General features: G+C 65.9%; 10 protein-coding genes. 1 reads left to right on the top strand and 9 read right to left on the bottom strand.

Going from position 1 to position 12,883, the window contains the following annotated elements; translation table 11 throughout:
• Nucleotides 1-18: 18 nt before the first annotated feature.
• The 8 genes from ACTJJX_RS07840 to psdR all read right to left on the bottom strand — a co-directional run bounded on the left by ACTJJX_RS07840 (nt 19) and on the right by psdR (nt 9,772).
• Nucleotides 19-990 (bottom strand): peptide ABC transporter ATP-binding protein, encoded by a 972-nt coding sequence (locus ACTJJX_RS07840; protein WP_003094452.1) that lies wholly within the window; start codon nt 988-990, stop codon nt 19-21.
• A complete protein-coding gene (locus ACTJJX_RS07835; protein WP_003094451.1) occupies nt 990-1,964 on the bottom strand; it encodes an ABC transporter ATP-binding protein in 975 nt (324 codons plus the stop codon). Before ACTJJX_RS07835 ends, ACTJJX_RS07840 begins: the two co-directional genes overlap by 1 nt.
• A 52-nt stretch (nt 1,965-2,016) precedes the next feature.
• The gene (locus tag ACTJJX_RS07830) at nt 2,017-2,928 is read right to left on the bottom strand and encodes an ABC transporter permease subunit (RefSeq protein ID WP_003105451.1); all 912 of its coding nucleotides are present in this window, start codon (nt 2,926-2,928) and stop codon (nt 2,017-2,019) included.
• An 11-nt stretch (nt 2,929-2,939) separates the two neighbouring features.
• Nucleotides 2,940-3,950: an ABC transporter permease subunit gene (locus tag ACTJJX_RS07825; RefSeq protein WP_003105448.1), complete on the bottom strand. Its 1,011-nt coding sequence runs from the start codon at nt 3,948-3,950 to the stop codon at nt 2,940-2,942.
• Between the two features lie 67 nt (nt 3,951-4,017).
• Complete coding sequence (locus ACTJJX_RS07820; RefSeq protein ID WP_003094445.1) at nt 4,018-5,613, bottom strand: ABC transporter substrate-binding protein; 1,596 nt, start codon at nt 5,611-5,613, stop codon at nt 4,018-4,020.
• Nucleotides 5,614-5,662: 49 nt separating this feature from the next.
• Nucleotides 5,663-7,117, bottom strand: coding sequence for an OprD family outer membrane porin (locus ACTJJX_RS07815; protein WP_003120938.1), 1,455 nt, complete (start codon nt 7,115-7,117; stop codon nt 5,663-5,665).
• A 224-nt stretch (nt 7,118-7,341) separates the two neighbouring features.
• Complete coding sequence (locus ACTJJX_RS07810; protein WP_003116233.1) at nt 7,342-8,943, bottom strand: ABC transporter substrate-binding protein; 1,602 nt, start codon at nt 8,941-8,943, stop codon at nt 7,342-7,344.
• A 265-nt stretch (nt 8,944-9,208) separates the two neighbouring features.
• Nucleotides 9,209-9,772: a transcriptional regulator PsdR gene (gene psdR / locus ACTJJX_RS07805; protein WP_003094433.1), complete on the bottom strand. Its 564-nt coding sequence runs from the start codon at nt 9,770-9,772 to the stop codon at nt 9,209-9,211.
• Nucleotides 9,773-9,940: 168 nt separating this feature from the next.
• On the opposite strand from psdR, the gene mdpA reads away from it, so the two are divergent.
• A complete protein-coding gene (gene mdpA, locus ACTJJX_RS07800; protein WP_003107426.1) occupies nt 9,941-11,158 on the top strand; it encodes a metallopeptidase MdpA in 1,218 nt (405 codons plus the stop codon).
• Nucleotides 11,159-11,225: 67 nt separating this feature from the next.
• On the opposite strand, the gene ACTJJX_RS07795 is transcribed toward mdpA, so the two are convergent.
• Entirely contained in the window at nt 11,226-12,824 is a 1,599-nt protein-coding gene (locus tag ACTJJX_RS07795; protein ID WP_003107427.1) for an ABC transporter substrate-binding protein, read from the bottom strand.
• Nucleotides 12,825-12,883 lie beyond the last annotated feature (59 nt).

The following is a 12,883-nucleotide window of genomic DNA, read 5'->3' as shown; positions in this document are numbered from 1 at the left end:
GCGAGCGCCCCGTGGCGCTCAGCCGAGGAATTGCTCGGCGTGGTGGCAGGCCACCTGGCGCTGGTCGAGCAGGCGCAGCTCGGGAACCTCGCTGCGGCAGCGCTCGGTGGCGTAGGGGCAGCGCTTGTGGAAGGCGCAACCCTCCGGCGGGTTCAGCGGGTTCGGCAGTTCGCCCTGGATGCGGATCTTCGGCTTCGTCGGGTCCGGGTGGATCGCCGGGGTCGCCGAGAGCAGCGCACGGGTATAGGGATGCAGCGGGTTCTCGTAGAGCTTGTCCGCCGGCCCCATCTCCGCCGGTCGGCCGAGGTACATCACCAGGACGTCGTCGGCGACGTGGCGGACCACCGCCAGGTTGTGCGAGATGAACACGTAGGCGGTGCGGAACTGTTGCTGCAGGTCCATGAACAGGTTCAGTACCTGGGCCTGGATCGACACGTCGAGGGCCGAGGTCGGCTCGTCCGCCACCAGCACCTTGGGTTGCAGCATCATCGCCCGGGCCAGGGCGATGCGCTGGCGCTGGCCGCCGGAGAACATGTGCGGGTAGCGCTGGTAATGCTCCGGCCGCAGGCCGACCTGGCGCATCATCTGCTGGACCTTTTCGCGGCGTTCCTCGCGCGACAGCGCGGTGTTGATCAGCAGCGGCTCGGCCAACTGGTCGCCGATCTTCTGTCGCGGATTGAGCGAGGCGTAGGGGTTCTGGAAGACCATCTGCACGTCGCGGCGCAACTGCCGGCGCTGGTCCTTGCTGGCGCCCTTGACCTCCTGCCCGGCGATTTTCAGCGAGCCGGAGGTGGGTTCCTCGATCAGGGTCAGGGCGCGCGCCAGGGTCGACTTGCCGCAGCCGGACTCGCCGACCACGGCGAGGGTCTTGCCGGCTTCCAGTTCGAACGATACGCCATTCAGCGCGCGCACCTGGGCATGGCCCTTGAACAGGCCGCGGGAGACTTCGTAGTGACGGGTCAGATCACGGGCGGTCAGAACGGTTTCCATCAGGCCACCTCGTTCAGCAGGTTCAACGGATAGAAGCAGCGCACCGCGCCGCGCTCGTGTGCCTCCAGGGCCGGCCGCTCCTGGCGGCAATGCTCCTGGGCATAGGGGCAGCGTGGCGACAGCAGGCAACCGCGCGGGCGGTCGTAGCGCCCCGGAACGATGCCGGGCAGGGTGGCCAGGCGGGCTTCGCCGGCACAGTGCTCGGGGATCGCCTTGATCAGCGCCTCGGTGTAGGGATGGGTCGGGCGGTCGAACAGCGCCGGCACGCCGCCGATCTCCACCGCTTCGCCGGCGTACATCACGCAGACGCGCTGGGCGGTCTCGGCGACCACGGCGAGATCGTGGGTGATCAGGATCAGCGCCATGTCCTGGTCGCGCTGCAGGTTCAGCAGCAGCTCCATGATCTGCGCCTGGATGGTCACGTCGAGGGCGGTGGTCGGCTCGTCGGCGATCAGCAGCTTGGGCTCGGCGGCGATAGCCATGGCGATCGCCACGCGCTGGCTCATGCCGCCGGAGAGCTGGTGCGGGTAGGCGTCGAGACGGCTGGCGGCGGCCGGGATCTCGACCCGTTCGAGCAGTTCCAGGGCGCGCTGGCGCAGGGCCTTGCCGCGCAGGCCGAGATGCAGGCGGAGGACTTCCTCGATCTGGTAGCCGACGGTGTAGCTGGGGTTGAGGGCGGTCATCGGGTCCTGGAAGACCATCGCCATGTCCTTGCCGACGATGCGCCGGCGCTGGCGGCCCTTGAGGGTGAGCATGTCGTGGCCGTCGAAGCGCAGGTGATCGGCGGATACCCAGCCGGGGGCGTCGATCAGGCCCATCAGGGCCATCATGGTCACCGACTTGCCGGAGCCGGACTCGCCGACGATGGCCAGCACCTCGCCCTTGTCGACGCTCAGGTCGAGGCCGTCGACCACGGGCACGGCGGTGGTGTCGCCGAAGCGTACGCTGAGGTTCTTGATATCGAGGAGGCTCATGCGGCGGTCTCCTGTGGCGCGGATACGGATGCGCTGTTCATGGTTGTGCTCCTCATGCCGCGTTCTTCAGTTTCGGATCGAGGGCGTCGCGCAGGCCATCGCCCATCAGGTTGATCGCCAGTACGCTGAGCAGGATGGTCAAGCCGGGCAGGCTGACCACCCACCAGGCGCGCTCGATGTAGTCGCGGGCGGAGGCGAGCATGGTGCCCCACTCGGGGGTCGGCGGTTGCACGCCGAGGCCGAGGAAGCCGAGGGCGGCGGCGTCGAGGATCGCCGAAGAGAAGCTCAGGGTGGCCTGGACGATCAGCGGCGCCATGCAGTTCGGCAGCACGCAGACGAACATCAGTCGCAGGGTGCCGGCGCCGGCCAGGCGCGAGGCGGTGACGTAGTCGCGGTTTAGCTCGGTCATCACCGCGGCGCGGGTCAGGCGTACGTAGGCCGGCAGCGAGACGATGGCGATGGCGATCACGGTGTTGATCAGGCCCGGGCCGAGGATCGCCACGATGGCCACCGCCAGCAGCAGCGACGGCAGCGCCAGCATGATGTCCATCAGGCGCATGATCAGCGGCCCGGCACGGTTCGGCGAGAAGCCGGCGAGCAGGCCGAGGAGGATGCCGGGGATCAGCGAGATCACCACCGAGGACAGGCCGATCAGCAGCGACAGGCGGGCGCCGTGGATCAGCCGCGAGAGCAGGTCGCGGCCCAGCTCGTCGGTGCCGAGCAGGAAGCGCGCCTGGCCGCCTTCCAGCCAGGATGGCGGGGTCAGCAGGAAGTCCCGGAACTGCTCGCTCGGATCGTAGGGGGCGACCCAGGGGGCGAACAGCGCGCAGAACACGATCAGCAGCATGAACAGCAGGCCGCCGAGGGCGCCCTTGTTGTGCGCGAAGGCCTGCCAGAATTCCTTCAGCGGGGACGGGTAGACGAGGCTCGGGTCGCTGGCGGGAGCGTTGTGCATGGCGTTCATCGGCTGGCTCCTCAGCGTTGGTGGCGAATGCGCGGGTTGGCCAGGCCGTAGAGGATGTCCACGACGAAATTGACCAGGATGACCAGGGTGGCGACCAGCAGGATGCCGTTCTGCACCACCGGGTAGTCGCGACGGCTGATGGCGTCGATCAGCCACTTGCCGATGCCCGGCCAGGAGAAGATGGTTTCGGTCAGCACCGCGCCGGCGAGCAGCGTGCCGACCTGCAGGCCGAATACCGTCAGCACCGGAATCAGCGCGTTGCGCAGGGCGTGCACGAAGACCACCCGGGCCGGCGACAGGCCCTTGGCGCGGGCGGTGCGCACATAGTCTTCGCGCAGCACCTCGAGCATCGCCGAGCGGGTCATGCGGGCAATCACCGCCAGCGGGATGGTGCCCAGCACGATGGCCGGCAGGATCAGGTGGCGCACGGCATCGAGGAACGAGCCCTGTTCGTCGGAAAGCAGGGTGTCGATCAGCATGAAGCCGGTCTTCGGCTCGATGTCGTAGAGCAGGTCGAGACGGCCGGACACCGGCGTCCAGCCCAGCGACACGGAGAACAGCATGATCAGGATCAGGCCCCACCAGAAGATCGGCATCGAATAGCCGGCGAGGGACACCGTCATCACCCCGTGGTCGAACAGCGAACCGCGTTTCAGGGCGGCGATCACCCCGGCCAGCAGGCCGAAGGTGCCGGCGAAGAGCATGGCGGCCAGGGACAGTTCCAGGGTCGCCGGGAACAGGGTGAGGAATTCGTGCCAGACGCCTTCGCGGGTGGTCAGCGATTCGCCGAGATTGCCCTGTGCCAGGTTGCCCACGTAGTCCAGGTACTGCTGGTACAACGGCTTGTCCAGGCCCAGGCGGTGCAGGGCCTCGGCATGCATCTGCGGATCGACGCGACGTTCGCCCATCATCACTTCCACCGGGTCGCCGGGAATCAGGCGGATCAGCGCGAAGGTGAGCAGCGTCACGCCGAAGAAGGTGGGGATCAGCAACCCCAATCGTCGTGCAATGAAACTAAGCATGTTGGCGGGTAACTCCTCATCGCGGACCGTGCGCCCCGCTGGCGGCGGGGCTGTGGTCCTTGTTCTTCTACGGCTTCACCGAGGTGGTGGCGAAGTTGTTGTTGCTCAACGGATTGATCACGTAGCCCTGCACCGTGTTCCGCCGGACGTTGAACAGCTTCGGGTAGGCCAGCGGTATCCATGGGGCCTGTTCGTGGAATACCACCTGGGCCTGCTCGTACAGTTTCGCCCGCTCGGCCGGATCGCTCACCTCGCGGGCCTTGCGCATCAGCGCCTCGAAGTCCTTGTCGCACCAGCGCGCCTGGTTTTCACCCGACTCGGCGGCGGCGCAGCTCAGGTTCGGGCTGAGGAAGTTGTCCGGGTCGCCGTTGTCGCCGGCCCAGCCAAGCAGCGACAGGTCGTGCTCGCCGGCCTTCGAACGCTTGAGCAGCTCGCCCCATTCCAGGGAACGGATGGTCAGCTGGATGCCGGCCTTGGCCAGGTCTGCCTGCAGCATCTGTGCCGCCAGGGCGGGGTTGGGGATGGTAGGCGAGGTGCCGTTGCGAATGAACAGGGTGATCCTGAGATTTTCCGCGCCGGCTTCCTTGAGCAGCGCCCTGGCGCGTTCGGGATCGTGCGGCCAGTCCTGGATCGAATGGTTGTAGCCGAGCAGGGTCGGGGGATAGGGACCGACCGCCGGACTGGCCGCGCCGGGGCCGAACACCGCGTCGAGCATGGCCTTCTTGTCCAGCGCGAGGTTGATCGCCTGGCGCACGCGCGGGTCGTCGAGCGGCTTGTGCTGGGTGTTGATGGCAATGTAGGTGGTCAGCAGGGCATCGATCTCGTCCACCGCCAGGTTCGGGTCCTGCTTCAGGCGCGGCACGTCCTCCGGTTTCGGGTACAGCGAGACCTGGCACTCGCCGGCACGGACCTTCTGCATGCGCACGTTGGGATCGAGGGTAATGGCGAACACCAGGTTGTCGATCGGCGGCTTGCCGGCGTAGTAGTCCGGGTTCGCCGTATAGCGGACCTGGGCGTCCTTGGCGTAGCGCTTGAAGACGAACGGCCCGGTGCCGATCGGCTGGTTGTTCAGCTGGCCCTGCTTGCCGGCGGCGAGCAACTGGTCGCCGTACTCGGCGGAATAGATGGACGCGAAGGGCATCGCCATATCGCGCAGGAACGGCGCTTCGGGACGGTTGAGGACGAAGCGCACGGTGAGCTCGTCGACCTTTTCCACCGACTTGATCAGCTCGCCCATGCCCATCGCGTCGAAGTAGGCGTAGCCGCGCAGCGCCGAGGCATGCCAGGGATGCTTCGGATCGAGGGCGCGCTGGAAGGTCCACAGCACATCATCGGCATTCAGGCTCCGGGTCGGCTTGAAGTAGTCGGTGGTATGGAATTTCACGCCGGGGCGCAGGTGGAAGGTATAGCTCAGTCCGTCGGCGCTGACGTCCCAGCGCTCGGCCAGCCCCGGGATCACCTCGGTGGTGCCGGGGCGGAAGGCGAGCAGGCGGTTGAACACGGTTTCCGCGGAGGCGTCGGCGGTCACCGCGCCGGTGTACTGGACGATGTCGAAGCCTTCCGGGCTGGCCTCGGTGCAGACCACCAGGTTCTTCGCCTGGGCCGCGCCGGCGGCGCATAGCGCCAGGGCCAGGGGCAGGTGTCGGAGCAACGGATGGAGCATGGGGTCCTCCTCGTGGGCCCCGTCGCCGGGGCCGCCGGTTGTCGCAGGTTTACAGCAGGTTGAAGGGGAAGGTGCTGACCAGGCGCAGTTCGTTGACGCTGCCGTCGACCTGGTTCTGGCTGGCCTTGTGCATCATGTAGGTGAGCTTGAAGGTGCTGTCCTTGATCGGCCCGTTCTGCACCTTGTAGGCCGCCATCAGGCCCAGCTCGTGGTGCTTCTCGCCGTCCTGGGCGCGCACCTCGGCGTAGTTGCCGTAGGCACCGTTGCGATCGCCGTCGTAGTGGGTGCCGTCGATGTCCCAGCCCTTCACGTACCACACGCCGGTGCTCAGGCCGGGGACCCCGTAGTAGCTCCAGTCGGTCTCGTAGCGGATCTGCGCGGACTTCTCGTTGGGGCTGTTGTAGTCGGCCAGCATCGAGTTGGCCAGGAAGATCGCCGAGGTCTCGTGCACGTAGTCGAAGTATTCGTTGCCGTCGACCTGCTGGTAGGCCAGGGTCAGGGCGTGGGCGCGATGGCCGAGGGTGAAGGCCAGGCTCCAGGTGTCGTTGTCGATGTAGCCGGCCTCGCGCGCGCCGGTGTCGCCGGTGTGGTAGCCGTTGAAGGCGGTGCGCAGGGCGATGCCGTTCTCGAGGTCGCCGATGTCGTGGGTCACGCCCAGGTAGTACTGGTTCCAGACGTCCTGGAAATGCGAGCCATAGAGGGAGATTTCCAGCCCGTCGAGCGGCTTGTAGTTGCCGCCCAGGTAGTTCAGGCGGTCGCCCTTGACCTGGCGGGTGCCGTACTCGGTGGTCATGTCCTCGTCGCCGGAACCGGTCCGCGGGCTGACCTTGCGGAAGCTGCCGGCCTGCAGGCTGAGGTTGTCCAGCTCCTCGCTGGTCACGGCGAAGCCGGTGAAGCTGGAGGGCAGGGCACGGTTGTCGATATAGCTGAACACTGGAGTGTTGACCAGGAAGCGACCGGCCTTGAATTCGGTATTCGAGGCGCGCAGGCGGATGTTGGCGACGCCCAGCTTGGACCACTCGCCGATCGCCTCGCCATCGCTGTTCGCCAGGGTCCGGTTGCCGCCGCCGCCGATGCGGCCCTTGCCGCGCTCCAGGGCGATCTCGTTGAAGGCTGCGACGTCGAAGCCGAAGCCGATGCTGCCCTGGGTGTAGCCCGAGCTGTACTTGAGCACCGTGCCCTGGACCCAGGCGTTGCGCTGGTGGATGCGCTGGGAGCCGCCGCCGGCCTTGGGAATGCGGAAGGTGAAGCTGTCCTTCATGTTTTCCCGCGAGTAGAAGTTGCGGGTGGTCAGGGTCAGGCTCTGCCCCTCGAACAGCCCGCTGGCGCCGGCCTGGCCCTTGATCGGTTTCTCCACGCTGGGGATGCTCTGCACCTGGGCGGCGTAGCTGGGATTGTCCGGGGTCGGCGGGGTTGCCTGCTCGTCCGCTGCCCAGCCTGGCGCGGCCGATGCCATCAAGGCCAATCCCAGCGTCGCGCCGGTCACTCGTTGGTATCTCATCACCTGATTGCTCCCTTTATTGTTGTCATGGCACCTGTTTTACCCACCAGGTTTGCGCCGGTTTCGCCCGCGCCTGGGCGCGGCGGTCGAATACGGCGAGGCGAGCGCTCCTGGCGGAACGCGCGCAGCGCCGTTCTGGAACACGGGCAGGAAAAGCAAAGAAATGAAGTACGGGTCGTGCCGTTCTTCTGCACCCCGGTCGTTTCACGACCGGGGTGGCGTCGGCATCAGGGCTGGTTGGCTACGCCATAGAAGGCGTTCCGCGAGAAGGGGCTGATCTTGAAGTCATGCACCGACTTGTTCATCGGCTGGTACACGGTGGAGTGGGCGATCGGGGTGATCGGCACCTGCTCCTTGAGGATGTGCTGGGCCTGCTTGTACAGCTCGCTGCGCTTGTCCTGGTCGGAGACCCGCTTGGCAGCCTTGACCAGCTTGTCGTAGGCCGCGTCGCACCATTTCGATACGTTGTTGCCGTTGATCGAGTCGCAGCCGTAGAGGGTCGCCAGCCAGTTGTCCGGATCGCCGTTGTCGCCGGTCCAGCCGAACAGCATGGCGTCATGCTCGCCGGCATGGGCGCGCTTGATGTACTCGCCCCATTCGTAGCTGACGATCCTGGCCTTGATGCCGATCTTCGCCCAGTCGGCCTGGATCATCTCCGCCATCAGCTTGGCGTTGGGGTTGTAGGGACGCTGCACCGGCATCGCCCACAGGGTGATCTCGGTGCCCTCGGCGACGCCGGCCTTCTTCAGCAGTTCCCGGGCCTTGGCCGGATCGAACGGGGCGTCCTTGATGGTTTCGTCATAGGACCACTGGGTCGGCGGCATGCCGTTCACCGCCAGTTGCCCGGCACCCTGGTAGACGGCGTCGATGATGGCCTGCTTGTTCACCGCCATGTCCAGCGCCTGGCGTACTTCGAGCTGGTCGAACGGCTTGTGGGTGACGTTGTAGGCGATGTAGCCGAGGTTGAAGCCTGGCTGCGAGGGCACCTTCAGGTTCGCCGCTTCCTGCAGGGCCTTGAGATCGGCGGGGCGTGGGTTGAGGGTGATCTGGCACTCGCCGGCCTTGAGCTTCTGCGCGCGCACCGCGGCGTCGGTGTTGATCGAGAAGATCAGGTTGTCGATCTTCACGTCTTCGGGTTTCCAGTAGTCCTTGTTGCCCTTGAAGCGGATCTGCGCATCCTTCTGGTAGCGGCTCAGGATGAAAGGCCCGGTGCCGATCGGCTTCTGGTTGATCTGCTGTGGCTTGCCGGCCTCGAGCAACTGCCCGGCGTACTCGGCGGACTGGATCGAGGCGACGTCCATCGCCAGGTTCTGGATGAAGGCGGCGTCGACCTCGTTGAGGGTGAACTTCACCCTGTGCTCGTCGAGCTTCTCGACCCTGGCGATGTTCTTGTCCAGGCCCATGTCGGTGAAGTAGGGAAACTCGGTGGGGTAGGCCTTGCGGAACGGATGATTCTTGTCGAGCATGCGCTGGAAGGTGAACAGCACATCGTCGGCGTTGAATTCGCGGGTCGGCTTGAAGTAGTCGGTGCTGTGGAACTTCACACCCTTGCGCAGGTGGAAGGTGTAGGTCTTGCCGTCGTCGCCGATGTCCCAGCTTTCCGCCAGGGCCGGGATCGCCCGGGTGCCGCCGCGCTCGAACTGGACGAGGCGGTTGAACAGGGTGACCGAGGTCGCGTCGTAGTCGGTGCCGGTGGTGTACTGGGCGGGATCGAAGCCGGCCGGGCTGCCCTCCGAGCAGAACACCAGGTTGCTGGCGGCGTGGGAGAACGGGGAGCCGAGGATCAGACCGGCTGCCAGCCAGGCCCGAAGGGGAAGGATCTTACGCATGCAAACCTCATTTTTTCTTTTTCTAAGGGCATCGTCTGAGGATCGGCCTTATGGGCCATGGCAACTCTCGCCTTTCCATGGATGGCGGGTGACAGCCATGGACCCTGTGCGGCGACAGCGATCGTCCGTTTGTTGTTGGTCGACGATTCGCTGATGCCGAAATTAAGTCATGCTGAAATTGTGGTCAACGAAAATTAAGCACGACTAACATTTCTCTTGCGAAAACGTTTGCCTGACAGGATGGGAAGGTGCGCTACGGACTGGCTCAGGGCGTCGGATGGTCGTCGAACAGGCCCATGGTGGTGATGGTCAGGACTTCCGCCACATCGCTGCCGACGTTGGCCAGGCAATGGGTCTTGGTCGCGTCGAAGTGCACCGAGTCGCCGGCGCCGAGGGGGTACTGGCGCCCCTCGATGGTGTAGACGATCTGCCCGGACAGGACGTAGGAGAACTCGGCGCCCTCATGGGAGATCAGCTCCGACTGGTAGCCCACCGGCATGTTCATCTTGACCGCATTGATCAGGTTGCCGGGGAAGGAGCTGGACAGGCGTTCGTAGGCCAGCGGCTGGCCCTCGATGGTGTAGCGTACCCGCTCGCCTTCGTGGGAGTCGGGCTGGGGTTGTGCCGGTTGGTCGAACAGGGCATTGAGCGGGATATTCAGCGACTTGGCGATGTTGGCCAGGGAAGAGATCGATACACCGGTGAGGTTGCGCTCCGCCTGGGAGAGGAAGCTCGCGGTGAGACCGGATTCGCTGGCGACTTGGTGCAGGGTCTTCTTGGCGGCGCGGCGATAGCGACGCAGGCGTTCGCCGATGCGGTCTACGGTCATTGGGGAGACTCTTGTTGAAAGGCGCAGTATACCCAGCGCGGGGCGTCAATAAAGTCTGACAGATGAACTACCCGAACCCCTATTTTTTAAGTGTGACTGAAAATTTGTTTTGACCTGAATTTAAGCTCGACTTAAATTTCAGCCCGGTCCAGACGAGGAGAACAACAAATGACCGTGGGTGTTGGCGGGAGTACCCCTGCGCAGGCGCTGGAGCGTCTGCGGAACATGATGGACGGCGCGCAGCCGATCGGCCTGGCGTCTTACCGTGCGCGAATCGCCGCGGCCCAGGCGTGGATGGGCGAGCATGGCATCGCCGCGGCGTACCTGCATGCAGGCAGCAACCTGCGTTACTTCAGCGGCGTGCAATGGCACCCCAGTGAACGCCTGGTGGGTGCTCTACTGCCCGCCGAGGGCGCCCTCGAATACCTTGCGCCGGCCTTCGAGGAAGGTACGGTGCGCGACTTCCAGGTGGTCGATGGCGCCATCCACACCTGGGAGGAACACCAGGATCCCTATCGCCTGCTGCTCGATCGCCTGGAGGCGCTCGGCGTGGGCGAGCGCAGCACGGTCGCACTGTGTCCGAGCCTGCCGTTCGGCATGTTCGAGCGCTTGCGCCAACAGGCGCCGGGCAGGAACTTCGTCAGCGCCGCGCCGCTGATCGACCAGGGACGGATGCGCAAGTCGGCCGAGGAGCTGGCGCTGATGCAGCGGGCCAAGGACATGACCCTGGAAGTGCAGAAGGCCGCGGCGAGCATTCTCCGCGAAGGCATCAGCACCACCGAAGTCGCCGAGTTCATCCACCAGGCGCACCGCAAGGTGGGCGCGCCCGGTTCGACCTTCTGCATCGTCCTGTTCGGTGCCGCCAGTGCCTTCCCGCATGGGGTGAAGCATGCGCAGGTGCTGAAGGATGGCGACATGGTGCTGATCGATACCGGCTGCCAGGTCCACGGCTACCAGTCGGATATCACCCGCAGCTATGTGTTCGGCACGCCTAGCGCACGCCAGCGCGAATTCTGGGGGATGGAGCGCGACGCCCAACTGGCGGCCTTCGAGGCCGCGCGTCTGGGCCAGCCCTGCGAGGCGGTGGACGCCGCCGCGCGGCGTTCGCTGGAGGCCAACGGCCTGGGGCCGGACTACCGCCTGCCTGGCCTGCCGCACCGCACCGGGCATGGCATCGGCATGGACGTCCACGAAGGCCCGTACCTGGTGCGTGGCGATCGCACGCCGCTGGATGTCGGCATGTGCTTCAGCAACGAACCGATGATCTGCGTGCCCGGCGAGTTCGGCATTCGCCTGGAGGATCACTTCTACATGACGAAGGAAGGACCGCGCTGGTTCACCCAACCGAGCCCGTCCATCGACGATCCCTTCGGCCTCGGCGGCTGATCCGGCCGAACGATAACGCCGCACGCGGGAAGGCAAGGACCAGGGCTTCCCGCGTGCGGCGCAGCGATCAGTCCAGCTTCACCCGCGAAAAGTCCCGCGCCGACATCGGGCTCATGCGGTAGCCGCTGACGTTCTTGCGTTGCGCGTCGAACATCAAAGGATGCGCCAGCGGCAACCAGGGCATCTGCTCGTGGAAGATCCGCTGCGCTTCCTTGTACAGCGCTACCCGTTGGCTCTCGTCGTTGCTCATGCGCGCCTTGCGGATGGCTTCGTCGAAGCCCTTGTCGCACCAGCGCGCGCGATTTTCCCCGGACTCCACCGAGGCGCAGCCGAGGTTGTGGGTGAGGAAGTTGTCCGGGTCGCCGTTATCGCCGATCCAGCTGTAGAGCATCATGTCGTGTTCGCCGGCCTTGGTGCGCTTGACCATCTCGCCCCACTCGAACTGGCGGATGTTCACCCGGATGCCGATGGCGGCCAGGTCGGACTGGATCAGTTGCGCCACTCGCGCCGGGTTGCCGCCGGGGCCGCTGCCGGTGCTGATGTAGAGGTTCAGGGGTGTGTCCGGGGTGACGCCGGCTTCCTTCAGCAGGGCCTTGGCCCGTTCGGGGTCGTAGGGCCAGTCGCGGATGCTGTCGTCGTAGCCGAGCAGCATCGGCGGGTAGGGGCCGATGGCCGGGCGGGCCTGGTCGCCGAAGACGATCTTCAGGTAGGACGACTTGTTGAAGCCCATGGCGATCGCCCGGCGCACGCGCGGGTCGTCGAACGGTTCGTGCCGGGTGTTGATCGCGGCGTGTGAGGTGATCATCGCCGCTTCTTCCAGCACCGTCAGTTGCGGGTCCTGGCGTAACGCGGCGACGTCTTCGGGCTTGGGCGTCAGGGCGATCTGGCATTCGTTGCGGCGCAGGCGCTGCACGCGCACGTTGGGGTCGAGGGTGATCGCCAGCACCAGGTGGTCGATGGCCGGCTTGCCCTTCCAGTAGTCGGGGTTGGCTGCGTAGCGCACCTGGGCATCCTTGCGGTAGCGGGTGAAGACGAACGGGCCGGTGCCGATCGGCTTGCTGTTGAGTTCGTCGCCCTTGCCCCTGGCGATCAACTGGCCGGCATATTCGGCGGAGAGGATCGAGCCGAACGGCATGGCCAGGTCGGCGAGGAACGGCGCCTCCGGGTGCTTGAGGACGAAGCGCACCTGGTGCTCGTCGATCTTCTCGATGCGCTCGATGATGTCGCGCAGTTGCATGGCGTCGGCGTAGGGGTAGCCGCTGGGCGAAAGGTCGTGGGCGGGGTGCTGCGGATCGAGCATGCGCTGGAAGCTGAACAGCACGTCGTCGGCGTCGAATTCGCGGGTTGGCTTGAAGTAGTCGGTGCTGTGGAATTTCACGCCCTGGCGCAGGCGGAAGGTGTAGACGAGGCCGTCAGCGGAGACGTCCCAGCTTTCCGCCAGGGCCGGGATCACCGTGGCGCTGCCCGGAGCGAACGCGGCCAGCGCGTTGTACAGCGGATGGGCTGAGGCGTCGAAGGTGTAGCCGGAGGTATAGCGGGCCGGATCGAACCCTTCCGGCGCCGCTTCGGTGCACACCGCCAGGGTCTTCGGCTGGGCCTGGATGGCGGCGCTGGCGGCGAAGGCGAGCAGCAGCAGGCTGTAGCGCAGGGCAGAGCGTGGTCGCATGGATGACTCCTCTGGAGCGGGACGGCCGGGTCGGCCGCCCTGGGGAGAGGCGCCGCCTC

This window comes from Pseudomonas sp. 22490 (assembly GCF_052044465.1).
Lineage (GTDB): Bacteria > Pseudomonadota > Gammaproteobacteria > Pseudomonadales > Pseudomonadaceae > Pseudomonas > Pseudomonas aeruginosa.
This window is presented reverse-complemented; position numbering and strand designations above follow the sequence as displayed.

Coding starts and splice junctions, on each gene's coding strand:
- ACTJJX_RS07825 (WP_003105448.1), bottom strand. CDS start 3,950: ATGCTTAGTTTCATTGCACGACGATTGGGGTTGCTGATCCCCACCTTC.
- ACTJJX_RS07795 (WP_003107427.1), bottom strand. CDS start 12,824: ATGCGACCACGCTCTGCCCTGCGCTACAGCCTGCTGCTGCTCGCCTTC.
- psdR (WP_003094433.1), bottom strand. CDS start 9,772: ATGACCGTAGACCGCATCGGCGAACGCCTGCGTCGCTATCGCCGCGCC.
- ACTJJX_RS07840 (WP_003094452.1), bottom strand. CDS start 990: ATGGAAACCGTTCTGACCGCCCGTGATCTGACCCGTCACTACGAAGTC.
- ACTJJX_RS07820 (WP_003094445.1), bottom strand. CDS start 5,613: ATGCTCCATCCGTTGCTCCGACACCTGCCCCTGGCCCTGGCGCTATGC.
- ACTJJX_RS07810 (WP_003116233.1), bottom strand. CDS start 8,943: ATGCGTAAGATCCTTCCCCTTCGGGCCTGGCTGGCAGCCGGTCTGATC.
- ACTJJX_RS07830 (WP_003105451.1), bottom strand. CDS start 2,928: ATGAACGCCATGCACAACGCTCCCGCCAGCGACCCGAGCCTCGTCTAC.
- ACTJJX_RS07835 (WP_003094451.1), bottom strand. CDS start 1,964: ATGAGCCTCCTCGATATCAAGAACCTCAGCGTACGCTTCGGCGACACC.
- mdpA (WP_003107426.1), top strand. CDS start 9,941: ATGACCGTGGGTGTTGGCGGGAGTACCCCTGCGCAGGCGCTGGAGCGT.